The organism is Psychrobacter sp. 5A.1 (genome assembly GCF_030407455.1).
In the GTDB taxonomy this organism is placed as follows: Bacteria; Pseudomonadota; Gammaproteobacteria; order Pseudomonadales; family Moraxellaceae; genus Psychrobacter.
The window spans coordinates 1-25742 of the sequence record NZ_JASDDJ010000001.1 but is presented as its reverse complement, the minus strand read 5'-3'; the positions used below and the strand labels follow the sequence as shown (position 1 = coordinate 25742).

The 25742-nt window shown below is 43.5% G+C and carries 19 protein-coding genes and 1 pseudogene; 7 read left to right on the top strand and 13 right to left on the bottom strand.

Annotation, left to right across the window (positions count from 1 at the left end; genetic code table 11):
• Positions 1 to 276: 276 nt before the first annotated feature.
• On the top strand, positions 277 to 3075 hold the full coding sequence (locus QL982_RS00100; protein WP_290164472.1) for a heavy metal translocating P-type ATPase: 2799 nt from the start codon (positions 277 to 279) through the stop codon (positions 3073 to 3075).
• A gap of 207 nt (positions 3076 to 3282) precedes the next feature.
• Here the strand turns inward: QL982_RS00100 and QL982_RS00095 are convergent, their stop codons facing one another.
• Complete coding sequence (locus QL982_RS00095; RefSeq protein ID WP_290164471.1) at positions 3283 to 4005, bottom strand: Bax inhibitor-1/YccA family protein; 723 nt, start codon at positions 4003 to 4005, stop codon at positions 3283 to 3285.
• A 323-nt stretch (positions 4006 to 4328) separates the two neighbouring features.
• Between QL982_RS00095 and QL982_RS00090 the strand changes: the two genes are divergently transcribed.
• Entirely contained in the window at positions 4329 to 5333 is a 1005-nt protein-coding gene (locus QL982_RS00090) for an NAD(+) kinase (RefSeq protein ID WP_290164470.1), read from the top strand.
• A 55-nt stretch (positions 5334 to 5388) separates the two neighbouring features.
• The gene (locus tag QL982_RS00085) at positions 5389 to 5700 is read left to right on the top strand and encodes a DUF1315 family protein (RefSeq protein WP_057759241.1); all 312 of its coding nucleotides are present in this window, start codon (positions 5389 to 5391) and stop codon (positions 5698 to 5700) included.
• A 100-nt stretch (positions 5701 to 5800) separates the two neighbouring features.
• On the opposite strand, the gene QL982_RS00080 is transcribed toward QL982_RS00085, so the two are convergent.
• The 6 genes and pseudogenes from QL982_RS00080 to QL982_RS00055 form a co-directional block, all read right to left on the bottom strand.
• Positions 5801 to 6175 (bottom strand): HopJ type III effector protein, encoded by a 375-nt coding sequence (locus tag QL982_RS00080; protein ID WP_290164468.1) that lies wholly within the window; start codon positions 6173 to 6175, stop codon positions 5801 to 5803.
• 170 nt (positions 6176 to 6345) lie between these two features.
• A pseudogene (gene csrA / locus QL982_RS00075) lies at positions 6346 to 6513 on the bottom strand (carbon storage regulator CsrA); the annotation flags it as partial.
• Between the two features lie 377 nt (positions 6514 to 6890).
• A complete protein-coding gene (locus QL982_RS00070) occupies positions 6891 to 8177 on the bottom strand; it encodes an aspartate kinase (RefSeq protein WP_290164389.1) in 1287 nt (428 codons plus the stop codon).
• Positions 8178 to 8627: 450 nt separating this feature from the next.
• Positions 8628 to 11300 (bottom strand): alanine--tRNA ligase, encoded by a 2673-nt coding sequence (gene alaS / locus QL982_RS00065; protein ID WP_290164388.1) that lies wholly within the window; start codon positions 11298 to 11300, stop codon positions 8628 to 8630.
• Between the two features lie 230 nt (positions 11301 to 11530).
• Positions 11531 to 12613, bottom strand: coding sequence for a hypothetical protein (locus QL982_RS00060; RefSeq protein WP_290164387.1), 1083 nt, complete (start codon positions 12611 to 12613; stop codon positions 11531 to 11533).
• A gap of 564 nt (positions 12614 to 13177) precedes the next feature.
• Complete coding sequence (locus QL982_RS00055; protein WP_290164385.1) at positions 13178 to 14908, bottom strand: DUF389 domain-containing protein; 1731 nt, start codon at positions 14906 to 14908, stop codon at positions 13178 to 13180.
• A 289-nt stretch (positions 14909 to 15197) separates the two neighbouring features.
• On the opposite strand from QL982_RS00055, the gene QL982_RS00050 reads away from it, so the two are divergent.
• The gene (locus tag QL982_RS00050) at positions 15198 to 15410 is read left to right on the top strand and encodes a hypothetical protein (protein WP_290164384.1); all 213 of its coding nucleotides are present in this window, start codon (positions 15198 to 15200) and stop codon (positions 15408 to 15410) included.
• Positions 15411 to 15528: 118 nt separating this feature from the next.
• Here QL982_RS00050 and QL982_RS00045 read toward each other — a convergent pair whose 3' ends face one another.
• Positions 15529 to 16926: a L,D-transpeptidase family protein gene (locus QL982_RS00045; protein WP_290164382.1), complete on the bottom strand. Its 1398-nt coding sequence runs from the start codon at positions 16924 to 16926 to the stop codon at positions 15529 to 15531.
• Between the two features lie 343 nt (positions 16927 to 17269).
• Here QL982_RS00045 and prmB point away from each other — a divergent pair, with 343 nt between their 5' ends.
• Both prmB and aroC read left to right on the top strand, forming a co-directional pair.
• Positions 17270 to 18442 (top strand): 50S ribosomal protein L3 N(5)-glutamine methyltransferase, encoded by a 1173-nt coding sequence (gene prmB / locus QL982_RS00040; protein ID WP_290164381.1) that lies wholly within the window; start codon positions 17270 to 17272, stop codon positions 18440 to 18442.
• Between the two features lie 135 nt (positions 18443 to 18577).
• Positions 18578 to 19681, top strand: a complete 1104-nt coding sequence (gene aroC / locus QL982_RS00035) for a chorismate synthase (protein WP_290164379.1) — start codon at positions 18578 to 18580, stop codon at positions 19679 to 19681.
• A gap of 171 nt (positions 19682 to 19852) precedes the next feature.
• Here the strand turns inward: aroC and QL982_RS00030 are convergent, their stop codons facing one another.
• The 5 genes from QL982_RS00030 to QL982_RS00010 all read right to left on the bottom strand — a co-directional run bounded on the left by QL982_RS00030 (position 19853) and on the right by QL982_RS00010 (position 24697).
• On the bottom strand, positions 19853 to 20053 hold the full coding sequence (locus tag QL982_RS00030; protein WP_290190102.1) for a hypothetical protein: 201 nt from the start codon (positions 20051 to 20053) through the stop codon (positions 19853 to 19855).
• 116 nt (positions 20054 to 20169) lie between these two features.
• Positions 20170 to 21984 (bottom strand): two-component system sensor histidine kinase CreC, encoded by a 1815-nt coding sequence (creC, locus tag QL982_RS00025; protein WP_290164377.1) that lies wholly within the window; start codon positions 21982 to 21984, stop codon positions 20170 to 20172.
• A 54-nt stretch (positions 21985 to 22038) separates the two neighbouring features.
• Complete coding sequence (locus QL982_RS00020) at positions 22039 to 22812, bottom strand: response regulator (protein WP_290164375.1); 774 nt, start codon at positions 22810 to 22812, stop codon at positions 22039 to 22041.
• Between the two features lie 122 nt (positions 22813 to 22934).
• Positions 22935 to 23159 (bottom strand): hypothetical protein, encoded by a 225-nt coding sequence (locus tag QL982_RS00015; RefSeq protein ID WP_290164374.1) that lies wholly within the window; start codon positions 23157 to 23159, stop codon positions 22935 to 22937.
• A 98-nt stretch (positions 23160 to 23257) separates the two neighbouring features.
• Positions 23258 to 24697 (bottom strand): hypothetical protein, encoded by a 1440-nt coding sequence (locus tag QL982_RS00010; protein ID WP_290164373.1) that lies wholly within the window; start codon positions 24695 to 24697, stop codon positions 23258 to 23260.
• Between the two features lie 281 nt (positions 24698 to 24978).
• Between QL982_RS00010 and QL982_RS00005 the strand changes: the two genes are divergently transcribed.
• Positions 24979 to 25686 (top strand): DUF6708 domain-containing protein, encoded by a 708-nt coding sequence (locus QL982_RS00005; protein WP_290164372.1) that lies wholly within the window; start codon positions 24979 to 24981, stop codon positions 25684 to 25686.
• Positions 25687 to 25742: the final 56 nt, after the last annotated feature.

Below are 25742 nucleotides of genomic sequence, written 5' to 3'. Positions count from 1 at the left end.
CTTGTCATAAAGCGTCAGTCACTTTCAATCGGGTAGATAAGCACCATATAAGATAACAATTTACGATTGCTGTCATGATGTATTTTGTATGAATCGGCTGTTGTTGCTTATGGTTTTCTATCTACGCTTTGCAAATAGCTTTGCGCTCATAGCGGTAGCGATGGCAATGCTGTTAAAGACGGCTATTTTGAACGATGTGAAGTACAGTCAATAAGAGCAAGTTTGCTTTGAGTGAATGCATTTTTAGCAAGCCTGTTAAAGGAAGTAAGCGCGATTATGTCTAGTATCCCCTCATCAGTATCATCTTCCCCCACGCATTCTTATGAAGATAACTCTATCACCGAAGGGTTGGTGCTCCCACTGGCCGATCATTGCTTTCACTGTGGTGATCCCGTACCTCAGCCACCGTTTCATACTGAGATATTGGGTCAGTCACGTGAGATGTGTTGTATGGGCTGTCAATTGGCAGCTCAAAGCATTGTAGAGGCTGGTCTGGAGCAGTATTATCTTGACCGCTCGGAAATTAACCGCACGGCAAGCTTGCCCACTCAGCTGACGCGCCTAGAGGTTTACGATCATGACGAGATAAAATCGCAGTTCGTTTATGCGCAAGATGGGTTGTCAGTAGCTGAGTTATCAGTTAACAATTTACGATGCGCTGCCTGTACTTGGTTGATTGAGTCGCGTCTTGATGAGCTAGAAGGCATCAGTAAATGTCAGGTGAATTTGACCAACCAGCGTATGCGGGTCATTTGGAATGAAGACAAATTACCCATCAGTCGCATTTTAGCGGTCATCAATGAAATCGGCTACGAAGCCAAGCCTTATCGACAAGATACCCACGAAGCCATGCTGGCGCGTCATAACAACCAAATGCTATTGCGTCTTGGGATTGCTGCACTGGGTTCAATGCAGGCGATGATGTATGCCGTTGCGCTTTATTTTGGTGAATATAGCGACATGTTGATATTTCAGCGTGATTTTTTACGCTGGGTGTCTCTATTTGTGAGTACGCCTGTTTTTTTCTATGCTGGCATTCCTTTTTTTACCTCAGCATGGTCAGCGATTCGCGCGCGCCAAGTCAATATGGATGTGCCCGTCAGTCTTGCGTTGATTATCACTTTCTTCGCCAGTCTTTATGCCACCATCACTGGGCAAGGTGAGACGTATTATGACTCGGTCAGCATGTTTATTTTCTTTTTGTTGGCAGGGCGTTATATCGAGCACAATGCGCGCCTAAAAGCTGCGACCATGGCCAATGATTTGGTCGTGGTTGAGCCAGTATTGGTACAAAAAATCGCTGAAGACAAAGCAGCTGCTAAGCGTATTTTACAGCAACTCAAAGAAAATGAGTCTCAGCAAGATGAGCTTATTGAAAGTGAAACTACTAAAGGTGAGTCGGCTACAGTAGAGCCGATGCCAGACTTTATGAAGCAGATGGATGCGAATATCTATCAGCTCACATCACTTATCGCTCAAGACTGGCAGCAGTCGCGAAACCAACCGAATGAACCATTACAATCTGAAGGCGATACAAAGTCAAAGCAAATGGTGACGGCTCATAGCTTGCAAGTGGGTGACATCATTTTGATCGAAGCGGGTTCTGAGATTATCAGTGATGGCATCTTACTGAGTCCAACAGCAACGGTCTCGCAAAGCCTGCTGACAGGTGAGGGCGATTTAATCATCAAATCCCAAGGCGATTATATTGTCGGCGGTGCACAAAACGATAGCCAGCCGTTTGAGATGCTAGTCACCGCCTTGCCAAAAGACAGCCAGATAGGCTTAATTGATCGATTGATGAACCGCGCCATGAGTGAAAAGCCCAAACTGGCGCAGCAAGCGGACAAGCTGGCACGTTGGTTTGTCGCGCGTATTCTGGTGTTATCCGTCTTGGTCTTTGTCGGCTGGTATATTGTTGATCCAAGCCAAGCCATTTGGGCGACGGTGGCAGTATTGGTGGCCACTTGTCCTTGTGCACTGTCATTGGCGACACCTATTGCCTTGACCGTTTCGACCAATCGTCTGGCCAGCTATGGTTTTTTGACCACTCGTGGACATACGCTACAGACGCTGGCTGAAATCACGCATGTCGCTTTTGATAAGACAGGCACACTGACTTATGGCAAGCCAAATTTATTAAATATCGAGTTGGTAGCGCCAAAAAGCCAGACCGAATCTGATGGTTTATCATCAAGGGCGCAAAAAGACACGCTGTTGGCCATTGCTGCTGCTCTAGAAGTAGGGAGCCGCCATCCGATTGCTCACGCGTTACTGACGGCGGCCTATCAGTTACACCTGCCATCGACGCAAGCGGTACAACATTACCCAGCAGGCGGTGTAGAAGCGATGATTGATGGCATGGTATACCGTATCGGCCATAGGGATTTTGCGTTAGATAAAACAAGGGACAATGCCAATGATATAGAGGCAAATAATGATGTAACCATCGACTTGGTGGCACAGCGAGCCAGCTCAGCAGTCGTGTTATCTCGTCAAAATATTGATGACAATGAATGGCAGGCGCTGGCGTGCTTTTACTTTAACGACAAAATACGGGATAGCGCTAAGTCCATGCTCGATACGCTCAAAGAGCTAGGTATTGAATCTGTGATGTTGACGGGTGACCCAAGCCCGCAAGCGCTGGTCATGGCTGAGAGTTTAGGAATGCAGGCGGCTTATAATGGTCTCTCACCGACTGATAAAGTCAATCATATTCAGCAGCTGCAAGCCAAAGGTGCGGTCGTACTGATGGTGGGTGATGGCATCAATGATGCGCCAGTATTGGCAGCGGCAGATGTGTCCACCTCGATAGCTGGTGCCGCAGACTTGGCACAAGTATCCAGTGACAGTATTATCTTGAATGGACAAATCGAAGCCATCACCGCCGCAAAACGCATCTCTGATAAAACGGAACGTATCATTAAGCAAAATTTCCGCTGGGCGCTTGCTTATAATAGTATTGTCTTGATACCAGCGGCTCTAGGATATGTACCACCATGGCTTGCTGCGATTGGTATGTCGCTCAGTTCTTTGTTTGTCGTGTTGAATGCGCTGCGCCTCAAACGTGCTTAGCTGATTTATAGTCAATCCTCTATAAAAAAGTTACAGCGTTAACCTCGCTTAAAGTATTACATATACATCTGCACTCGGTTGCCTTGACTCTTTTGTAAATTAAATTTAAGCAAGCCTGCAAGATTCAGCTATAAAAAAACCGCCTTCAACTATGTAAATAGTTAAGGCGGTTTTTTTATACAGAGTACTGTTAAATAACTCTTTCAGTTAGTCTTGTAGATAGCTCAGCAGACGCATAAATTCAACGTACATCCAAACTAAGGTTGCAAGAATACCAATGCTGAATAGCCATTCGTAATCTTCTGAGATGCCCATCGCCACACCGCGATCGATATTATCGAAATCTAACAACAGCGTGAAAGAAGCGATAACAATGACAAACAAGCTAAAGCCGATAGCGATAATGCCACCTTCAAATAGGAATGGCAGGGTTGAGCCAAACACTAAAGAAAGTACCCACTGTGCTATATAAACCATCATGATAGCAAAAAGAGCTGAGGTTACAATAGCGCGGAATTTTTCAGTCACTTTAATCAAACCTGAACGATATAGTCCTAGCATGACGGCTGCAGTCACAAATGTTGCACACATCGCAGTCACTGGCACACTTGGATACATTCTCATAAAGAACAATGAGATGCCGCCCAAGAATAAGCCTTCTAACAAGGCATAAGGTACTGCCAACGTTTTGGCTTTTTGTGGTTTAAAGGTGATGACAACAGCGAGAATAGTCGCAGCAATCAGGCTACCCAAGGCTGCCATCGTGATAAAACCCTGCGATAAACCAGCCATCAGCGCATAAAAGAAAAAGCCGACACCAGTAATCGCGGATAAACCAAGTAAAAAGCTGGTCTTTTGAATCACGCCCTTGACCGTCATTGGCGCACCGCCGATCGCAAGTTCTGCGCGACTGACAATAGGATTGGCCATACATAAGTCCTCAATAATAAAAGATAAAAATAGTAATGTTAGCTACTTTAGCAAAACCGCCATCATTGTCAACTATGTTTGCGTGACAACCGTTGCGGCTTGACCTTACGCTGCTTATTGGCTCGCGTATCAAGCAAGCTATTGTATAGCCAGATAGCCAGCCGAAAAACTAAGCAGGCAGGATAAGTCTAAACAAGACGTTTGATGGCTTTTATATGGGGTCAGTTACGACAGTTAACAACGATAATTCATAAACATGCTAGTCTAAGCGCGCATTTATCGCTATCATTACCTTGTACTTCACCGTTATACCGAGTCGTTTTATGGAAAACTCAGCGCAGTCAGCAAGATTGCCACACTTACATGAATCAGAGCTATTCCACGCTATCAAAAACCCTGCCTTTAGGCGTATTGGTCTAATGGGCCGTGCTGGTAAACGTAGTGTTATCCAAAGTCTGATACAGATAGCCCAAACCGTCAATGACATGAAACTGACGTTGATAATGGACGTACAAACCGCCAATTTGCCAACGCTTGATCTCACTGAGATTGAAAAAGTCAAAATCGTTAAACGTGGCTTGATCGGTGAGATTTGCGACTTGGTCATCGTGGTTGGCGGTGATGGTTCGATATTACATGCCGCCGAAGCATTAGCGCGCTACCGCGTACCTGTATTGGGTGTGAACCGTGGTCGTTTAGGGTTTTTGGCGGATGTAAAACCTGATGAAGCTGCGTTTAAGTTACGTCAAGTATTGATGGGAGACTATCAGCTGGACCATCGATTTCTGTTGACGATGGAAATACGAGAAGGTCGCAAAATCATTCATGAAGACATGGCGCTCAACGACATCGTGCTGCACGCGGGTAAATCCGTACATATGATCGATTTTCAGATGAAAATTGATGGTCATGATGTCTATAGACAGCACAGTGATGGCTTGATAGCAGCAACCCCAACAGGTTCAACCGCTTACGCACTGTCTGGTGGTGGCCCTATTATTCATCCGAGTATGGATGCCATTTGTCTCGTGCCTATGCATCCCCATACACTATCTAGCAGGCCGATTGTGGTCAGCGGCAATAGTGAGGTTTGTATTCGTATCCACGAGGACAATCGCACTCAGCCAATGGTTAGTGCGGATGGTAAGCCAAGTGTGCCGCTTGAGCAAGAGCAGCGTCTACATATTCGCAAGCACCCTGATAAGCTTACTTTGTTGCATCCGCCTGGGTTTGACTTTTATGAGGCTTGTCGTACAAAGCTGCACTGGAACGTACATGCCGAAGAATTCAGTCTTGATGTCGATGATGATATTATGGACGATGAATAAGCGTATCTTTTAGACAAAAATATGATACAAAAAATGGTAGTGGAGAGTAGGCAAGATGGATAAACAAACAATACTGGCAAGTCTAACGCCCGAAGTGGTTGATAAATTTCGTATGGCGATTGAGCTAGGTAAATGGCCTGATGGTCGTAAAATTACCGCTGAGCAGCGCGAAACCTGCATGCAAGCAGTGATGGTGTGGGAGCATGAGCACTTACCACCAGCCGAGCGTACTGGTTATATTCATAAACCAGTAAAAGACGATGGCTCTGTCGTTGGTGCTGAATGCGACGTCGAGCACGAGCATCATTATCCCAATATGCCAAACCCTAAAGGCGCGGTACAGCCTGTTAAGTTTCGTGATAAATAAAGGTATCAGTAAGTGGCTGTATAAACAGTTATCATTAAAAAGCCACGCTATATAGCGTGGCTTTTTGGTATTTTACCAATAATTAAATCACCATAAATGATTATAACGCAGTCGTATCGACGCTAGGACGAACCGTTAGCGGGTTCTTTTGCATCAAAAATCCTTGCCAGCCCCAATGTAAAAAATTGCGGATATTGGCATGGTCACTACCGTTAGGTGTTGCTTTAACCTTGGCATAATGTTCGCCAAATAGGCTCAGCGTGTCCAATTGGTTCAAGCCATGGTGCTTCGCAAAACCAAAAATCTTTGCGCTGCCTTCGTTCTCACCGGCTGCATTATGTACCATACCATTAACAAATGGGGCAGGTGCATAGCGATAAAAATCATCAATAAAGCTGATGACATCATTGAATCCAATGGCTTTTTTGTTCAAACCATTAAGTAATGCCGATACATCTGATTGGCGGATACTCATAAATAAATGACCTCAGAGCAGATTAAAAAAACAATATAATATTTATGTGTGCTCAATGATAATAATAGTCGCTGAGCACTAAGTATTATAGCTTAACGATTGAAGTAGTCTTCATCATCAAATGAAGGCGAAAAATTGCCTTGTTCAAGATGCTGCATTTGCGACTGTACAGAACGCTCATGCTGAATACGTTGATAAATTTCTTCGCGGTGTACAGCGATATCTTTAGGCGCATTCACACCAATACGTACTTGATTACCTTTGACGCCTAAAACCGTCACACTCACTTCATCGCCAATCATTAGCGTTTCGCCCACACGGCGTGTCAAAATTAACATGCGTCACACTCCTTATGTCGCATCAACAAATTATTACTCATCAGATTACTTCTCAATTGCAGGACATTACCGCCGCACTAAACATGCAATATATCAATTATTACAATGCTCGATGTCGTGCTTATAACGGTAATGATAGGTAGATTCATTTAGCCCAAATGAAAGCCCCATTATAGGGGGCATAACAGATACTGTCACGGTTTTTCACAAAACTATTAGATAAATGCTCATTTCAACTATTATAAAAAATAAAAATAGGATCTAAAAAGATCCTATTTCGTCTAAGTATTGTTTTTATTTAGATACTATATAAAGTCATTGATAGCTGTTGAGTGGATAACCGTAACCGCTAAAACGATACTTGACTAATTTGAGCATTATAGCCCAGCGATTTTGCTTTCGCCGTCTTCACGATCTAGGCCAAATGCCGTGTGCAATGACTTAACGGCTTTTTCTAAGTGTTGGTCTTGAATCAGAACCGACACTTTGATTTCGCTGGTTGATATCATTTGGATATTGATGTTGTTTTCAGCCAGTGTTTGGAACATAAGGCTAGCAACACCAGCATGTGAGCGCATACCAACACCAACCAATGAAACTTTAACAACTTCACTGTTGCCTAATATTTCTTTGGCGCCAATTTCATCTTTCACTTCTTCGTTAAGCACTTTTAGCGTTTTATCTAAATCAGTGCGGTTAACTGTGAAAGTAAAGTCAGTGGTACCGTTATCCGAAAGGTTTTGTACAATCATATCGATTTCGATATTGGCACGGCCAATTGGACTTAAAATAGCAGAGGCAATACCAGGGTGATCAGGCACGCCGCGTACTAAGATTTTTGCTTCGTCTCTGTTGAACGCGATACCTGAGATGATTGCCTGTTCCATATTGTCTCCTTCGTCTATCGTAATTAGGGTACCAACGTTGTCTTGAAATTCTTGGTCAAAGCTACCGTCTGTGTTTTCATCAAAGCTAGAGAGTACACGCAGCGGCACGCCATATTTACCAGCGAACTCTACTGAGCGAATCTGTAAAATCTTAGAGCCAAGACTTGCCATTTCAAGCATTTCTTCAAAGGTGATTTTTTCAAGCTTTTTGGCTTTTGAGGTGACGCGAGGATCAGTGGTATAGACGCCATCAACATCGGTATAAATTTGACATTCATCAGCACCCAAAGCAGCTGCAATAGCGACACCAGTAGTATCAGAGCCACCGCGCCCTAATGTGGTCGCGTTGCCTTCTTCATCAATACCTTGAAAGCCTGCGACGATGACGATATTGCCAGCATCTAGTTGCTCACGTATGTTTTTATCATCGATACTTTCGATACGGGCTTTGTTATGGGCGTTGTCAGTTTTAATAGCCACTTGGCGACCAGTAAATGAACGGGCACCAATACCAAGCTCTTTAATCGCCATGGCCAGTAGTGAGATAGAGACCTGCTCACCAGTTGAGACCATTTGATCGTATTCACGAGGGTCAGGCTGCGTGCTAATTTGGCGAGCTAGATCAATCAAACGGTTGGTTTCGCCGCTCATGGCAGAGACCACGACAACCACTTGATGACCATTGTCATGCCAGCGCTTGACTCGTTTGGCGACGTTTTTGATGCGGTCGATACTACCCATCGAGGTGCCGCCATATTTCTGTACTATTAACGCCATAAAAATCTACCTATTATTCATTAATGACCTTTTATTATCATTGATGAGAGTCAATGTGATACTCGCCAATGCCTGTATATAGTCAAATCCTTATAAGTTAGATACGGTGTTAGACGCGCTCCGCCTACAATTTGTAGTACTTTCACTCGTCTGTCTTGTCTCTACCTTATTCTGAATCGACTATAAATAAAGCCAAATTATAAGAGTTACGTCCTATGTATTTCATTCATCTAATGGTATCTGCTTCAAACTTAGTGAATGAACAATATGTCCAAACGTTGACCTTTATACCATATATACAGCGTAACTTTAAGTCTCTGTATCACTTAGATGTATGGCGATTGGTTATAGTGGTTATAACCAATCACATAGCCTGTGCGAAATAGGCCAGAGTGGCGTTTCACGTTGTCACGCTTTATATCCCCATCATTGCTATTCATCACTGTCAGTTTAGCTAAGCTGGGTTTCAATCCAAGCAGGTAGAGCATTGATCACCGTGGTGCTATTGCCAGATTTTGGTGCGCCGCCCTGTGCATAGTCAGGCTTACCACCACCTTTACCACCAAGCTCGCCCGCCAAATGACGAATGATATCACCAGCTTTCACTTTAGCAGTGACAGACTTGGCCACGCTTGCTGCTAGCGCCAACTGATCGTCTTTGTCACCAATCAATACAATCACGCTATCTGGCAGTTTCGATTTGATATCGTCCATTAAGGTACGGATTGATTTACCATCGATACCGCTTAAGGTACTGATTAGCACTGGCGTACCAGCGATAGTCTGTACGTCATCGAGTAAGTTGGCTGCTTGAGCACTGGCTATTTTTTGTTGCAAGCGCTCTAGTTGTTTTTCTAGGTCGCGCTGCTTATCTGCCATGGTACGGACACGCTGGGCAACTTCAGGGCGTTTTACTTTAAGCTGACTGGCGAGCTCGCTCAATTGTTGCTCGCTTTGCTGAATGTTTTTGACCGCATTCATGCCAGTAACGGCTTCAATACGGCGGATGCCAGCAGCAATGCCTGACTCGCTCGTAATTTTTAACAGACCAATATCACCAGTACGCTGCACATGTAAACCGCCACACAGCTCGATAGAGAAAGGCTTGCGCTGACCATCTACGATACTGTCTGTACCCATGGTTAGTACTCGCACGTCACTGCCGTACTTTTCACCAAACAGCGCCATTGCACCGTTTTTCATGGCTTCATCAATCGACATGTTCTCGATACGGGCAGGAGTGTTGGCTTGAATCTGTTCATTGACGAGACGTTCGATACGCGTAATTTCAGCGACACTGACAGGCTTGTCATAAGAGAAATCAAAACGTAATACTTCGCTTGATACTAGTGAGCCTTTTTGGGTGACCGCGTCGCCCAATACTTCTCTGAGCGCTGCATGCAATAGGTGAGTGGCTGAGTGGTTTTTTGCACTGGCTGTACGAATGCTTGAGAGCACTTGTGCTTCAGCCGTTTGCTTGGTGCTAATTTCACCCATGGTCACGACACCATAATGGATAATCGCCTGACCAGATTTTTTGGTATCTTGGACCTCAAAGACGCCCGATGCAGTACGGATTTCGCCCAGCTCACCAACTTGACCACCACCTTCAGCATAAAATGGGGTGCGATCCAATACCACAACGCCTTCCATGCCTTCTGTTAAGCTGTCTGCTGGGTTGCCGTCTTGATAAAGCGCGTCAATAGTCACGCCGTCTTCTTCAAGCTGCTCATAGCCGATAAATGCCGTTGGCGTTTCTACTTGAATGACGCTGCTGTAATCGACGTCAAATTTGCCAGCATCACGCGCACGCTCACGTTGCGCTTGCATATGCTCGTCAAATTCCGCTTCATCAATCGCAATACCACGCTCACGAGTAATATCGGCGGTCAAATCAAGTGGGAAACCATAGGTATCATAGAGCTTAAACGCTGCTTCACCAGATAGCGTATCGCCATCTTGTAAGCCTTCAAGTTCGCTGGCAAGCAAGCGTAGACCTTGTGCTAATGTCTTGGCAAACTGTGCTTCTTCTTTTTGAATGGCATTTTCGATGAGGCTTTGTTTTTCTTTTAGATCAGGATAAGCACTGCCCATTTCAGCCACGAGCGGCGCAACCATTTTGTAGAAAAACTCACTATCAGCACCAAGTTTGTTGCCATGGCGTACTGCGCGACGAATGACACGGCGCAATACATAACCGCGACCTTCATTGCTTGGTGTGACACCATCGGCAATCAAAAACGCCACGGCGCGGATGTGATCAGCGATGACTTTTAGTGATGATTGTTGCTCATTGCTGATCTCTAAGATGTCAGCCGCTGCATCCATCAAATGGATAAATAAGTCGATCTCGTAGTTGCCATGAACGCCTTGCATAATGGCACTAATACGCTCAAGCCCCATGCCTGTATCGACACTTGGAGCAGGTAGCGGCAATAGCGTACCGTCTTTTTGACGATTGAACTGCATAAATACGCAGTTCCAAATCTCAATATAGCGATCGCCGTCTTCTTCTGGCGTACCTGGCAGGCCGCCTTCGATATCGGCGCCGTGGTCATAAAAGACTTCAGTACAAGGGCCACAAGGACCAGTGTCACCCATCGTCCAAAAGTTATCGGAAGCGTAAGGCGCACCTTTATTATCGCCAATACGAATGATGCGTTCACTTGGAATGCCTATGTTTTTATTCCAAATTTCAAAGGCTTCGTCATCAGTCTCATAAATAGTGACATAGAGACGATTTTTATCAATCGCTAGCCATTCATCTGAGGTCAAAAACTCCCAGATGTATTCGATACCTGCTTGTTTGAAGTAATCACCAAACGAGAAATTGCCAAGCATTTCAAAGAACGTGTGATGACGTGCGGTATAGCCGACATTATCTAAATCGTTGTGTTTACCGCCAGCACGTACGCACTTTTGAGAGGTTACCGCACGTGTATAGTCACGTGGCTCCATTCCCAAAAATGTCTCTTTGAACTGATTCATACCAGCATTGGTAAATAGCAATGTCGGGTCATTGTGTGGAATCAAGCTAGACGATGAAACTTGGGTGTGCTGCTTGCTTATGAAAAAATCGAGAAAGGCTTGGCGAATATCGGCTGAGCGAAATGGCTGGCTCACAGCGGCTCCTTACTAATTGGTAGTATTGAATAGAATAAGATGAGTAATTTTGCAAGCGATTTTAGCACAAACGCCTAAGCTCTTGGTACAAGAGTTATAACTGCAGGGTTATTCTGCGAAGGCGAATGGTGCTTTAATTTGCAACTAATCAGCGTTAATGGGTTTCACCGCGAATGACAGCATGAGTCGCCAAAAAGTCACTGGTGATATCAATCTCAGCATGCTCAATGTTAACTTTGTGTTTGTGCTGGCTGATTACGGCTGCGAACCCACGCCCAAATAATAGCCACAATCATTATTAGACCAATAATGCCTAGCATGGGATACACGGTGCCAATGAGTTTACTGAAACCAAGCTGGCTTAAGCCAAGTCCAACGATAGCGAAAAATGCGCTAAGCGATTTGAAGCGATTTGTTCCTGGCGTCGCAAAGCGTGTACTAAAGGCAAAAAACATACCCACTGCGGTACTGTATATCATACAAATGAGCGTCACTGACATAATTATCGCTAACACGGGTGAAATGTTTGAGGCCAATCCTAAAGTAGGCATTTCAACGCCTATGAGTTTATCGATGTTAGCAAAAAGACCAATGTTGAGTAAAAATACTAATAAGCCCAAGCCAAGCCCACCCATCGCGCCACCGCTGGCTGCCGTTTTTTCTGAGCGGGTCATACCCCCAATGACTGCCAGCATAGGAAAGCCAACCGCAATGTTAAAGGAGGCATAAAGCACCGCACCAAAAAACCAATTTGAGATTGGCCAGTTTGAGCTGATAGTGGGTATTTCTTGCGCTACCTTATTTAGCGTGTCACTTGAGGCGCTGCTGTTAAAAATTGAGTACGTGGTAATAGCCAATATCAATAGCAGCAGTACAGGCATAATGATACTGATTAGCCTTATAATACCCTTTACTTTTAAACAGAGTGTGGCGATTACCAGTACCGTCATGAAAATACTGCCCACCAGCGGTGGCCAACCGTATTGCTGAGTAAAAATGGAACCACTACCAGCCAGCATGACCACGCCAACACCAAATAAAAAGAACGATAACACCACATCCATAACCAATCCAGCACGCGTACCAAATAAGGTATACAGTACTTTTTTGTGTGAGTTGGCTTGCATATTCGAACTCATGCGCGCAATTTGCATTCCTAAAAAAGCAAAAAGCGCGGCACTAACCAGCGTGCCAATAACACTTGCCATACCATAGCCGGTAAAAAACTGAAGGACTTCCTGACCAGAGGCAAAACCGCCGCCAACGACTACTGACATATAGGCTGCGGCTATTTGCCAAGATTGTTTGTTCACTATTATGTACTCCTATCCCTGAAGTTTAGGTTTGTTAGGCTAACTTGCCTTAATTGTTGTAGCGCGAAATATAGGATTCGATGGTTTATTGCCAGATGATTGAGCGTCAGATAACAAAATCATGGCAGTAAGGCTTTAAAAAAAATCCTAGATACTAACACGGTATTCGATAGAAGTCAGCCATCAAGTACAGCCTATACATTTAGTTAAAAGTCTTGCTATTTTTGTATGTTTAATTTGTGAAGCGTAAACAACCATGTGGATAGTAAGGATTCAGTGATGAGTTGGCCATTTTAGTGAGAACACCAATGGTCTTATGAGCATATTTGAGGATGGTGACTGTAGATACGTCTTTGAGGATGAGGTGTAGGCTATTGAGGATAAATTAAGGCGTGTCATCATTTAGACTGCGGGGCTTAACATGAGAAAAATTGCAGCCAAACAAGGAAGCACTCGCCGTAAATATGAACATATTGACAAGAATTCTGACGATGTTTGACAAAACTTAACCATTTAAAGGCGACTAACTGTATCAATGTGCTCATTGAGGACACGCCCTAAGCATTAATTGGTCAAAATTGCCGCATCGGTTTCATCCAGTTTGTCTTGTGTGGTTGGATTGGACTCAATCACTTGTACGGGTAGATAGCGCAGTTGGAGCTTGATGGGCAAGTATTCAGGGAAGTTTTCTGCCATATCTTGAGTAATGAGCGTTTCAATCTGGCGTACGTCATATGAGCTTGGTAATGTCTCTCCACGAATGACTGCACGTACGACTCGATTTTCTTCTAATGTGTCGAACTGAGTATTGGTCAACACGTTGCCTTGATCGACAAAGTAACTATTGATGACCTCTTTGACACTACTCTCAAATACTTGCTGCTTGGCATTGGTCTGTAGGTTGATAGTCAAGTAAGCACCTAAGCCACCAAGTAGTAATAAAGTCACCGCGTTACGCTGCAAAAAAGTCAGATAGGTATTGGACTTATAATCGTCATCGACCAAACGACGGAAGCCTAAGACCCACAAGACAAGCGCGTTGGTAAACTGGATAGCGAGGATGTTGGTCGCTGCTAATAAAAGCGCGCCAAGCCCGAGTTGCATCTCACCATTGGCGAGCAAAATACCACTAGCAGCCAGTGGTGGTACCAAGGCCGTTGCGACCGCCACGCCGACCACAGCGACTGAGAGGTGCGGGGATACCATCGCATAAGCACCAGCCGTACCACCAGCTAAGGCAATCATTAGATCCATGGAAGTAGGCTGGGTGCGTGATAAAATTTCTGCCGTCAATGGCTGATCTTTATGTAGCCAACCAACGATAAAGCCCACCAGTACCACCAGTGAGACACCAATGATAACGGTAAAAAATGACTTACGCAGTAAAGGCATACGGTGGTCAATAATTGCCAGTGCGATGCCTGTGATAGGGCCTAACATCATGGCTACCAGCATTGCCCCGATGACCACGGCTGCTGAATTGGTCACCAGCCCATAACTGGCAATGATGGCAGACAGTATGTTCATGATGAAGTACATCTTGCTAGGCAGGGCGTTCGCCTCAATCCTAACCCGTACTTCTGGGTAATCTACTTTTTGATTGCTGAATTGTTCGGCGACAAACTGTTTGTAAGACTCAAGTTTGGCTTCTTTTTTTTCTTGAACGTCTTCTTCGTTACCTTCGTTTTCGTCTTCTTGGGCATCGTTATCTTCTATATTGGTATTTTCACTTTGGCTATCATATTCTGAGTCATCATTTTGATGACCATCGCCATTCTTAAATTTGTTTTTTGATTTTGATTGATTGGCTATTTGCTGATTTGATGGCGGTGTCGTGGTATTTTGGCCATCGGTAGGGTGATCGTCTTCTGCTTCTACCGTTACCTCCGCGTCACTATCGTCTTGAGCGTTTTTTTCTGTGGTATTTGCCACATTCGTTTGAAAAAAATCTGACTTCTTCTCTGTTTCTATGGGATTTGATTCTACACGCTTTGACTCTTCAGTGGTGGATTGCGCCTCAGATTTGGGTGACGCCAACGTTGCCACGACCACATCGTCACTGATGGTTTCTCTCGTTATCTCAGCGTCAGAGGACTGCGCATATTCTGCTTCTGTTTCGATGTCTATTTCAGCCGCCTGCTTGTGCTGAGTATTTTCTCGTTGAGCCTCCTCTATCACATCATCATCAACGGCGGAGTCAAACACAGTATCTTGATTGTGAGTGTCATCCGCTGTGACCGATAAATCCTTTTGATTCAATGAGTCAGGAGAAGTGGTTTTTTTAGATGAGGTCATGATAGAAGGCATTCTTAACAGATAAAGAAAGTCACTATTGTAATGATAAATAGATAAAGATATAGGAGTTTTTTGCGACTAAGCGAAGAGAATGTTCGGTAAATAATAACCGTTAAATAGGGCGTATTTATAATATTGAGAGTGTCAGCATAAAAACCTTAATATTAACAAGGTTTTTATGCCAGATCATCGGATATGACTGCCCTGAAGGTTTAAATTAAATACTTACTTTTTTTGTGGGTTTCGTGTATAAAGGTATTATACCCACAATAAAAATGAGGAATAACTTATGAACTGGCCATTATTCTCTGTCATCTACTCAATGGCAGCAACGGTTACTATCGGTATCTTTATGATTGGGGCGTTAGTCACAGGATTTAATGAAATACCTCATATTCAAATGGCGGTTGGACTGGGCTTTTTGGTCGCTATCCCTGCAGGACTGTTTCTTACCAAAAAAATCGGCAGTATTACTGGTAATGAAGAAGGCTATAAGACATAAAATCGAATAGTGCTTTTGAGTTGAGCAACCACGTGCTAGCAAACAAAAAAAAGACCTCAATAGTGAGGTCTTTTTTTCATTATTACAAATAGCGGCTAATCAAAATCATTCATCAGGATTATTTAAGCTCGACAGTCGCGCCATTCTCAACATTGGCATAAACCTCTAGCACATCCCAGTTGGTCAAACGAACACAGCCTGCAGATGCTTGACGGCTGATGCCTTCAGGCTTCGGTGAGCCATGGAGACCGTAAGAAGGTTTAGATAAGCCCATCCATACGACGCCTACTGGGTTATTTGGTCCTGGCGCTATCATATGTACTTTCTTTTGAGCACCTTCACCAACTGTTGACTTATACCAAGGCATTTTTACTTTATTGATGATCTTAAACGTACCTTTTGGTGATGGTGTCGCAGCACTACCGACAGTTGTTGGATAAGTGGCAACCAGCTTATCACCATTGTATGCATACAGGGTTTGGTCTGCTTTGTGAGCTACGATACGGTTGATACGTTGGTTAAGCTCGCCACGGTTGTTCAATACTGTGATGGTTTCACCGACTTTGTATTCTTTGTTCTTGTTCAACTTATCAAGGTAGCGTACGTCCATGTGGAAACGTTCGCCCAACATCTCTTTGATGTCTTGATAATACAAACCTTTCATTTTTGACTTGGCTTCTGAACCAGAAGGGGTAGTTGCAAAGTTGGTATCAAGATCTGCTTTAGTCAGCGTATAGGTGACCAGTACGGGCTTATTAGCAGGAATGTTTTTGACTAAAGCATCCCATGTTTTTTGGTCCATCTTACCGTTAGCAGTCAAACCTTTCATGGTTTGAAAATTGATAAGGGCTTTTTTACTATTCATACCCCAACCGCCATCGATAGGACCAGGAGACGCATGGTTCCAATCCAGTAACGCCTGCATCTTGATCGTCATCGCTGAGTTGACTTTCATGTTCGGTGACCAGACAGAACTATTCACTTGCTTGGCATAGTTTGATAGGTTCAGAGTAGTGTGTCTTTTACCATCTTTGTCTTCGATATTTTTGATGGTTGGGTCGTCACTGAAGTCTTGACGTTTTTCGTTTTCTGGCAACTCAAAAGCGAGTGGGTCAGATGAATCGATAGATGAGAGGTTGCTAGGAGCAGCAACGGCTTGGCCTTCGCTAATATCATCAGTACTGTCAGACTGTTCATCTTTCAGCGTTAGTTCTGCTGCACTCATATTGTCAGCCGCGGGTGCTGGCGCGTTTTGCTTGGTATTGATCAGCTGATCCATGCTATCCACCGATTTGGTGGTATTCGCATTGGGCTTTACAGCGACAGACGCGGCACCATCTGAGCGACTACGGCTCTCTTGCACATTGAGGCTGACTCTTTTAGCGATGTTCGGCATAGAGTCAATCGTGCGTACTGGCAATGTGCGAGTACTATCGGTAGGCGCAGCAAGAGCGCCAACACTGGCACTTACGGCAGCGATAGATATAGCAGTAATAATAGGCTTTATTTTCATCATTTTTAGTCACTTGTAGTTGCTATTAATGCGGCTATTATGCGCATAATTTGATGGCTTCGCAAACTTTTGACACATCTTTTTGCATTTAAAGATTGCCAAACGTCAACTGCTGACGTATTCGCTACAATTGAGTAATAATTTAACGAAGCTGTGTATGGCATCGTGCCTGATTCTTACGCAAACCATTCATTATTCGCACTATTTTTTTGTTTAAGTAAAAGCCACAGTTATTGGCGCTATGTGGTGTTTACGTCTATAATGTATGACTGAATTTTTATTTAATACAACGATTTTTAGCGAAAACGCAATTTAACCCGCCAGCAGTTAATCCACAAGGTGCGATATGTCAGAAGACCAAACAATGAGTGCAGAAGAGTTTCAAAACCAATACTTCGATAATGAGTCTGAGGGCTTAGAGGGTGAGATGGAGTATGATTTAGAGACTGGACTTCTTGGTGAAGACGATGAACTTGCTAACTTGCATACCGAGCTAAATGAAGCACGTGAGCAGCTCGTCAGTATTCGTGATTTTATTCGTTTTTCGGTCACCCAGCTGCGTAACTATGATGTGGTCGTTGCACAAGGCACGACTGATGAATTTGCAGAGGCATCTGCCATTGTATTGCATTCATTATCTTTAGATTGGTCTGCTAATGAGCAGATTCTTGATTGTCGTTTGACCACGTCTGAGAAGCAGTTAGTGCTAGGACTGTTAGAAGAACGTATCGCTGAACGTAAGCCACTCAGTTATTTGATTAACTTGTCGTACTTCTGCGATTTGCCTTTTTATGTCGATGAGCGTGTGCTTATTCCTCGTTCACCGATTGCAGAATTGATTCGTCAGCAGTTCCATCCGTACTTTGAAGTTACCGAATTGGCTAAACCACTGGGTATCAGTCCGAACGAAAAGTCAGCGGTATTTTATGACCACGGCTTAGATGTGAAGCAGTTGTCACAGCCTGAGCGTATTTTAGATTTGTGTACTGGCTCTGGTTGTATCGCGATCGCGCTTGCGACCCGTTTCGTGGATGCGTTGGTCGATGCCGTTGATATTGATAAAGGCGCATTGGAAGTGGCAATGGTCAACGTAGATCATCATGACCTTGGGCATCAAGTAAATGTGATTGAGTCCGATTTGTTTGCCAAGATACCTGCTGAAAATCAGTATGAGCTTATTGTAACCAATCCACCGTACGTTGATGCGGCTATCATGGCAGACTTACCACCTGAATTTTTATATGAGCCTGAGCATGCGCTCGCTGCTGGTCAAGATGGTTTGGATTTGGTACATCGTATCTTATTTGAAGCGCCAGATTATCTTAGCCCAGATGGTTTGCTGATCTGTGAAGTGGGTGACAGCGAATGGGCATTAAAGCAGGCCTATCCTGAAATTCAGTTTGATTGGTTGAAGTTTGCACATGGCGGGCATGGTGTTTTTGCGATTACCTATGATGAGCTGATGACCCATCGTCAGTTGTTTGCTGCTTACGTTCAGCTATTGGATAGCAGTCAATAGTCAAACATTGGGTTGAATAGACGTCGGTTATATAAGCCGAAACTATAAACAATCACTACAACTACTCATCACAAGCAATGGTATGGGTAATGGGTCAAATAGTCATCAGTAGCGTTTACTTGTTTAAGGATAGTTATGGCAGGCAATAGTATTGGGCAGGTTTTTACGGTCACCACTTGCGGTGAGTCGCATGGCGCAGGCCTTATGGCCATCGTCGATGGCGTACCACCAGGTTTAGAATTATCTGCCGACGACCTACAAGTAGATTTAGATCGTCGCAAACCGGGTACGTCTAAGTATTCAACCCAGCGCCGTGAGTCTGATGAAGTTGAGATTATCTCTGGCGTCTTTGAGGGCAAAACCACAGGTACGTCTATTGGTCTACTGATTCGCAATACCAATCAAAAATCGAAAGACTATAGCGATATCAAAGATACTTTTCGCCCGGGTCATGCCGACTATACTTATAGTATGAAATATGGCTTTCGCGATTACCGTGGTGGCGGTCGTTCGTCAGCGCGTGAGACGGCGATGCGCGTGGCTGCTGGCGCTATCGCGAAGAAGTATTTGCAAGAGCGTCTGGGCGTACAAATCCGTGGTCACGTGACCCAAATCGGCAATGAGCATAGTAACGTACTAGACTCGAGCCAAATTGACTGGGACTTTGTAAACAGCAACCCGTTTTTTTGTGCAGACAAAGAAGCGATTGGCCGTTTTGAAACCTTGATCGATAGCTTGCGCCGAGAAGGCACCAGTTGCGGCGCACGTCTTGATATCATTGCCAGTGGTGTGCCAGTAGGTCTTGGTGAGCCAGTGTTTGATCGTTTAGATGCCGATATCGCTCATGCGATGATGAGTATCAATGCGGTCAAAGGCGTTGAGATTGGTGATGGTATGGCGGTGGCTGGACAGTTTGGACATAGCGCCCGTGATGAGCTGACTCCAGATGGTTTTGCGGCCAATCACGCTGGTGGTATCTTGGGCGGTATCGCATCAGGGCAAGACATTCGTGTGAGCATTGCGCTGAAACCAACGTCTAGCATTACCACCGCTGGCAAGAGTATCAATACGCAAGGTGAAGCAGTCGATATGCTGACCAAGGGTCGTCATGATCCTTGCGTGGGTGTACGTGCCACGCCTATCGCAGAAGCGATGCTCGCGATTGTATTGCTCGATCACTATTTGCGTCACCGTGGCCAAAATGCCGATGTGAAGCCGCCACTAGAGTCTATTACTTAACGTTTTTTTAACGTAATCAGCCCTTTATCATTGCTAGTGATTTAATACTAGAAGTGATAAAGGGCTTTTTTATGGATTGTTATAGTGACTGCCAGCACCACATTTGAATGTTCAACAGACCCTAATGTGAATTATATTTAAATACAATCAATGCATTGAGTAAGTAAGGTATTAGGCTGCCAATTGATACTCATCGATAGCCACACACTGTTGATGTCGAAACACCAATAACAACCGCTGACTAGGAATCGCGAGCCAATGACCAAACTCAATACTATCGACGCCTTGGCTTGATAAAGTCTGCGAGCAATGATGGCGGCTCTGACCTATTAAGTTTTCTATAATAGAGTTATTCGTTGATACATGTTGCATGGCGTTTCTTTCCTTAATCTGTCTGACGAATTTGAATAACGCTATCGTAAGACAAAGAAATAGAAAGTCTGTGTAGGAATGATGGAAATTTAATGAACTCTGTGTTTATCTAAACTTTATTCTCTGGCCAAAGGCAGCGTGATACGCACTATGACGCCAGAACGCTGGTTTTTACCAGTGCCAATATTATCAACATTGGCATGGATGTTATGAATAGCAACATGGCCACCATGATGTTCAATCACCTGTTTTACTAACGTTAAGCCCAGGCCAGTGCCTTTTTTTAGAGTGTTATTAGATATGTTAGGCTTTTCTTGGTCTTGTTTGCTCTCTGATGCGGTAGGCGTATCGAATGACGACTTTGATGCCTGAATGGGTGAATGACTGGTTGCATGATAAGTAGCTTGGCTCTGATGTGATAAGCTAAAATAACGATCAAACACTTTTTTAACCGCATAGTCAGGTAGTAATTTACCGTCGTTAAATATATCAATGGTCACGGTTTGCGATGTGCTGTGTAGAGAAATCTCAACAGTACTTTTGGCAAAATGAATGGCATTATCCAGCACATTTTGCAGTACTTGTATTAACCAAAATTGGTCAGAAAACACGCTGATCGATGCCAGTATTTCTGCTGGCAAGTTTGCGGTGGTGGTCACGCGTTTATCGTCGATGTATATATCAATGGGGTTGAGGTTCTGCTGTTGCTGCTTAGCAGAATTGTCTTTGATAAGGCTCTGCAATATGGGCAATAGGGGTGTCAATTGCCGATTGAGCTTAAAGGTAGGTTGTTCCACTTTAGCAAGTAATAATAGTCGGTCAATGAGCTGCTGCATCTTTATGCTTTGTTCACCGATTGTTTCGATAAGCATTTGCCGATCTTCATTATCCAGTTTATGACCATCCAATCCGTCATCTTCTAACAGCTCGCCACTGGCGCGTATCGCGGTTAGAGGGCTTTTTAGCTCATGGGTCAACGTGTGAACATAATCAGTGACATAAGCACGATTTTCCAACCGATGCTTCATGGTTTCGATCGTATCTGTCAGGCTATTTAGCTCATGACCTAAGTAAAAATAGGGTTTTTTTGTGTCCTCTGCCAGCGCACTGGTATATTGAGTCACCAAGGTGATGCTTTGCTTGAGCCACCATGCCACTAGACCTGCCAGTATAAGAGCAGCAATGCTCATAAGTAGCGCTGTGATCAGCATGCGGTTGCGTGTATTGTCCAAATACGGCAATACACTAGCGACAGGCTTGCCGACGCTCACGATACCAATCAGTTTGCCAGAATCGTCTTTGATTGGCTGCGCCACATACATGATCGTACCATCACGCTGATTGTGATCTCGTGTCGTACTTCTCGCACCATATTGACTTTTTAACGTTAAATATACATCGTTCCAGCGGCTATAATCTTGCCCTTCATCATTGTCGGGTTCAGGCAGAGAGTCGTATATGACCACCCCTGTATGGTCCGTTACGTATATCCGAAAACTGCTATAGCTTTTGTTTTTATCTTCTGGTTCTTGAGTTTTAGTCATCGCTGGCAGGCCAATAAATGCCGCATCAAGTCTTGCTTGATACGCTTCATCGTATAGCTGCCCTGAAGAAAATGGCACCTGCAAGCTGGCTGCCAGCAGTTTGCTGGTATCTAATAATGTGTCTTCGATGACTTGCTGCGCTGTTGGTTTGACATAGCCAAACAGTTGAGTAAACGCGAATACACCGCAAATAATCAGTACTAAGGCCAACGCGAGCCAAATCCTAAAAAAAATACTTAAATTGAGCAAGCGTTTCCGTTTAGGGGCTTGCTGTGCGGTGCCAATGGGATGCAGTTTTGCATACCAATTGCTTTGGCTGGCATGAGCACGGTGATCACCATTATTCTTAGCATGGCTGTTGGCGCTATCATTCGCTTTATGATTCATATTTTTATCAGTGTTGCTTGCAGTTATAGAAAGTCAGTACTAAGTAAAATATAGCTAAGCGGGACATAATGCATAACCCAATCCGCGATGCGTATGGATGACATCGATGCTTGAGTCGACAGTCGCCAGCTGCTTACGAATCGCCTTGATATGGCTGTCTATGGTTCTGGCCAAGCGATGATCTGGATAATCGCTCACTGCGCTAAGCAGTTGCTCACGGCTAAAGACTTGGTTGGGTGCTTGCAATAATGTTAATAAAATTTTGCGCTCGGTATTGCTTAGTTCAAGCTTTTGCTCTTGCCACATTAGCGAGTAATTGAGTGGCTGGTAATGCCAAACGCCAGATTGACATTTGAATGTTAAGGCTTGCCCCGACATATTCTGAGCAGGGCCATCATTGTCTATTGCGGCGGTATGAGTCGTAGACTGCTGGGACAATAGCTGTTCACGTCGCCAAATGGCTTTTAGGCGGGCGACCAATTCACGCGGGCTAAAGGGCTTGGCACAGTAATCGTCGCCACCCATCTCTAAGCCCAAAATTCTATCGACCTCATCACTACGTGCCGTCAAAAATATGATAGGAAGGTCTTTTAGGGTCTCAATATCAGGTGTGTGGCGTATTTGTTGACATAAGCTAAGACCATCACCATCTGGCAAGCCAACATCCAAAATAATCGCTGATAAGTCTTGCGCCGCCTCATTGTGTAGCATCGGTAGTACGCTACTGGCATTGTCTAGCCAGGTGATTTTCCAGCCTTCACGCTTGCAAGTCACCTTGAGTGACATTGCGATCGCAGGGTCATCTTCTACCAGTAAAATATGGGTCATAGTCTCTATATCATTTTATAAACTTAGTAAATTATCGTAGCACAAAATGGTAGCGAGCTTTTGCTACTGCTATCTAAACGGTGTGAAAAGTTAATGGAAAAGTAGAGTGCCAAGCAGACAGTCTATGATGTAATCGCATTATGGTTTGAACGGTAATCACGGCAATAGGTCAGTGCTAGTAAAATCTGCGCCTCTAAGCTAAGCTCACTTGGACGACCTGATTTGGTCTTGGAAGCTTCATGCTCTTGCATGGCTTCTAGCATTTGCTCAAAAGTGGCTTTGTGGATGCCGGTATAACGTTTAAAACCTGCATCACTCTGTTCAAGTAGTTTGGCTATATTTGGCATATCTATTGAATATTTAGGGGTCAGTTATATTCTTTGAGTCTTGAAGCTACTTTTGCAAGAGGTCTAATATAGACATAAATTCTAAAAAATACTAAAGATCAGTCCGCTATTGGGCTTAGATCACGCTTGTCAATCCAGCCGAATTTAGTACCATTTTTATAAGCAACTTTCACCCAGTCCTCATTTTGATCAAAAGCTTCAATCAAATCACCTTTAATATAATAGTTCGGTTTCGACCGTGATTCGAATTTTTCATCAAGAATTTCTGCTTGATCTGTTTTGACAGTGTACTTGGTCGGAGGTGGGGGGCAGTTTCTGACAAGCTCATCAGCTTCTGTTGGATACGAAGCAATCAGGGTAATAAAATCATCTATACTAGACTTATTGTGGTCAATACAATAATACTCATCACCAGTTGGTATAGAACCCTCATTTGATGAGTCTGATATATACCATTTACCATTTTCAAATGTATAGTAAAAAGTATATTCAGAGCTCCCTGTAGAATATTGAGTGCTTATAATAAATCCTAGACGGTCTCGACGCGGTAATATGTTGGATAAATACCAACCTGTATCAGTGGTATAGCTCCGCGTACTCAAGCTCAGTGTGTATTTACCACTTTTGTCTCCAGTCAGTACATAGAGCTCATCGCCTTGAAATAAATTACTATCGTCATTGATGCGGCTAATCACTAAGTCGTCTATGTCATCCGCATTGACATCGAAAGTAAATATTTCAAACTGATCTTTTGGTAAGTCTTTTTTGATTTCCTGCAAAGATAGCAACCCATTAAAGGTGAACTTATTAATAGTGCCGTCCATATTCCATTGCTTAGAAATACCAATTTTCTTACCGTTCTTATAGTTACTGTCAGACTGATAAATATCAGGATAAGAGTTGAATTTGGAATAACAGCGACCATTTTCGACACCATGGTTATAAGTGCATTCAAGTGTTAGATCGCCCTGTTCATTCCAGCTTTTAGATGTACCGTGAAGAAACCCGTCTATGTAATAATCTTCATTGTGTTTTTGTCCATTTTCATAGTAATCAATCCAAGTTCCTGCGAGCATGTTGTTTTTATAGTGTGATTCTATTTTTTTATTACCAGACTCAAACCATACGATCCTTGCGCCTTCTCTTGGATAATTATTGTTAGGATGGGCGACGTCCTCGTCCTCGTTATCGTTATATTCAAGCTTGCCATCTGTCAAAATATACGGATCTGTAAGCTTATCTCCCGAGATAAAAAAGTCTTGTACTAAATAGCTATCGTTAGGCAGCTCTTTAATAAGCACTCGATAAAAATTAGCATCAGACTCAGTAGATTTTTCAAGACCAGATAAGTCATGATACTTCATATATAAAACGATATTTGGTTTAGCATTTACATCGTTATCAGCACCACTTACCTCAGCCGTAGCCATCGTTTCTTCATTGCTTGTTTTAGGTTCTGAAGGAGATGATTGTGCATTACAGGCAACGATAGAGATTGGCACTGTTAGTAAAAGAAAAAATTTTAGCGTACTTTTCATTGAATTTCGCCTAACTAAAAATTAATAACTGCTACAACCACTCACAACTGTCGTTATAAGATGAAAATAAATACTCTTTATCTCTACAGTCGGATGATAAATTCGTCTATGGGCATCTCATGACTCCGTTGTATTCTTGGTCGAAAACAATAGATTAGTGAGATGCTCTTCTTTTTTCAATCACTTTTAAAGTTGAGAGTGGGGTTTATAGATTCACTCGTATAAAGGTTACTGATGGTAACCTGGCTAAAAATATTTAATTGACAACTTGAAAATAAAATATGTTTATCGATCTAACTGGGCGCTCAAGGAATAAGACTTACAGCAGCATAGGTAAGCACTATAAAAAAGAATATGAAGCATACCGTTTAAATCAAAACAAACCTCATGGATTACCACTGCGACCACAGCGAACGGTAGTGCAGTTTAACAGTACTTATATGGAGCTAGTTGATCGATGGGAGTCTGAACGTGGTGAAATAACACATATCCAAGGTGCTGCTCTACTACTTGGACTTACAGGGTTTAGTTTATGCGCCTATATTTCATTCAATATTTTCATAAAAGAAGGTTTTAGTTGGGTAGTAATTGCTATGCTTTTACTCGTTATTATATGGGGTGTAGGTGTATGGTTTGTTATTCGACTTCTCAGCCGCGAGCTATTTACCTATACCTATTTTCCTGTTCGCTTTAACCGCAAAAACGGTAAAGTCTATGTTATTGGTGCGAATAAACAAGTGGAAACCTACGACTGGAATAAACTAAAGATCCATATGCAGAATGATATCAACACTCCTTGGGATGTACGCTGTTGTGACGTAGATAATGCCGGTATTATTCAGCGCACCTTTAGTCTACCTTTTATACATACCAGCCCAAACGAGTTTTTAAAACATCATTTTGATTTTGTAAACGCCTATATGAACAGCAAGACCAATAAAGACATCAAGCATGTAGCGGATAGTATCTGTAGTGGTCAACTAATTTAGGACACCTGATAAGAGGTTTTTATTAAAGTAGCGCTTCTCTTTTTCTAACGGTGTTA

Coding starts and splice junctions, on each gene's coding strand:
- QL982_RS00100 (WP_290164472.1), top strand. CDS start 277: ATGTCTAGTATCCCCTCATCAGTATCATCTTCCCCCACGCATTCTTAT.
- QL982_RS00095 (WP_290164471.1), bottom strand. CDS start 4,005: ATGGCCAATCCTATTGTCAGTCGCGCAGAACTTGCGATCGGCGGTGCG.
- QL982_RS00090 (WP_290164470.1), top strand. CDS start 4,329: ATGGAAAACTCAGCGCAGTCAGCAAGATTGCCACACTTACATGAATCA.
- QL982_RS00085 (WP_057759241.1), top strand. CDS start 5,389: ATGGATAAACAAACAATACTGGCAAGTCTAACGCCCGAAGTGGTTGAT.
- QL982_RS00080 (WP_290164468.1), bottom strand. CDS start 6,175: ATGAGTATCCGCCAATCAGATGTATCGGCATTACTTAATGGTTTGAAC.
- QL982_RS00070 (WP_290164389.1), bottom strand. CDS start 8,177: ATGGCGTTAATAGTACAGAAATATGGCGGCACCTCGATGGGTAGTATC.
- QL982_RS00055 (WP_290164385.1), bottom strand. CDS start 14,908: ATGACCTCATCTAAAAAAACCACTTCTCCTGACTCATTGAATCAAAAG.
- QL982_RS00050 (WP_290164384.1), top strand. CDS start 15,198: ATGAACTGGCCATTATTCTCTGTCATCTACTCAATGGCAGCAACGGTT.
- QL982_RS00045 (WP_290164382.1), bottom strand. CDS start 16,926: ATGATGAAAATAAAGCCTATTATTACTGCTATATCTATCGCTGCCGTA.
- prmB (WP_290164381.1), top strand. CDS start 17,270: ATGTCAGAAGACCAAACAATGAGTGCAGAAGAGTTTCAAAACCAATAC.
- aroC (WP_290164379.1), top strand. CDS start 18,578: ATGGCAGGCAATAGTATTGGGCAGGTTTTTACGGTCACCACTTGCGGT.
- QL982_RS00030 (WP_290190102.1), bottom strand. CDS start 20,053: ATGCAACATGTATCAACGAATAACTCTATTATAGAAAACTTAATAGGT.
- creC (WP_290164377.1), bottom strand. CDS start 21,984: ATGAATCATAAAGCGAATGATAGCGCCAACAGCCATGCTAAGAATAAT.
- QL982_RS00020 (WP_290164375.1), bottom strand. CDS start 22,812: ATGACCCATATTTTACTGGTAGAAGATGACCCTGCGATCGCAATGTCA.
- QL982_RS00015 (WP_290164374.1), bottom strand. CDS start 23,159: ATGCCAAATATAGCCAAACTACTTGAACAGAGTGATGCAGGTTTTAAA.
- QL982_RS00010 (WP_290164373.1), bottom strand. CDS start 24,697: ATGAAAAGTACGCTAAAATTTTTTCTTTTACTAACAGTGCCAATCTCT.
- QL982_RS00005 (WP_290164372.1), top strand. CDS start 24,979: ATGTTTATCGATCTAACTGGGCGCTCAAGGAATAAGACTTACAGCAGC.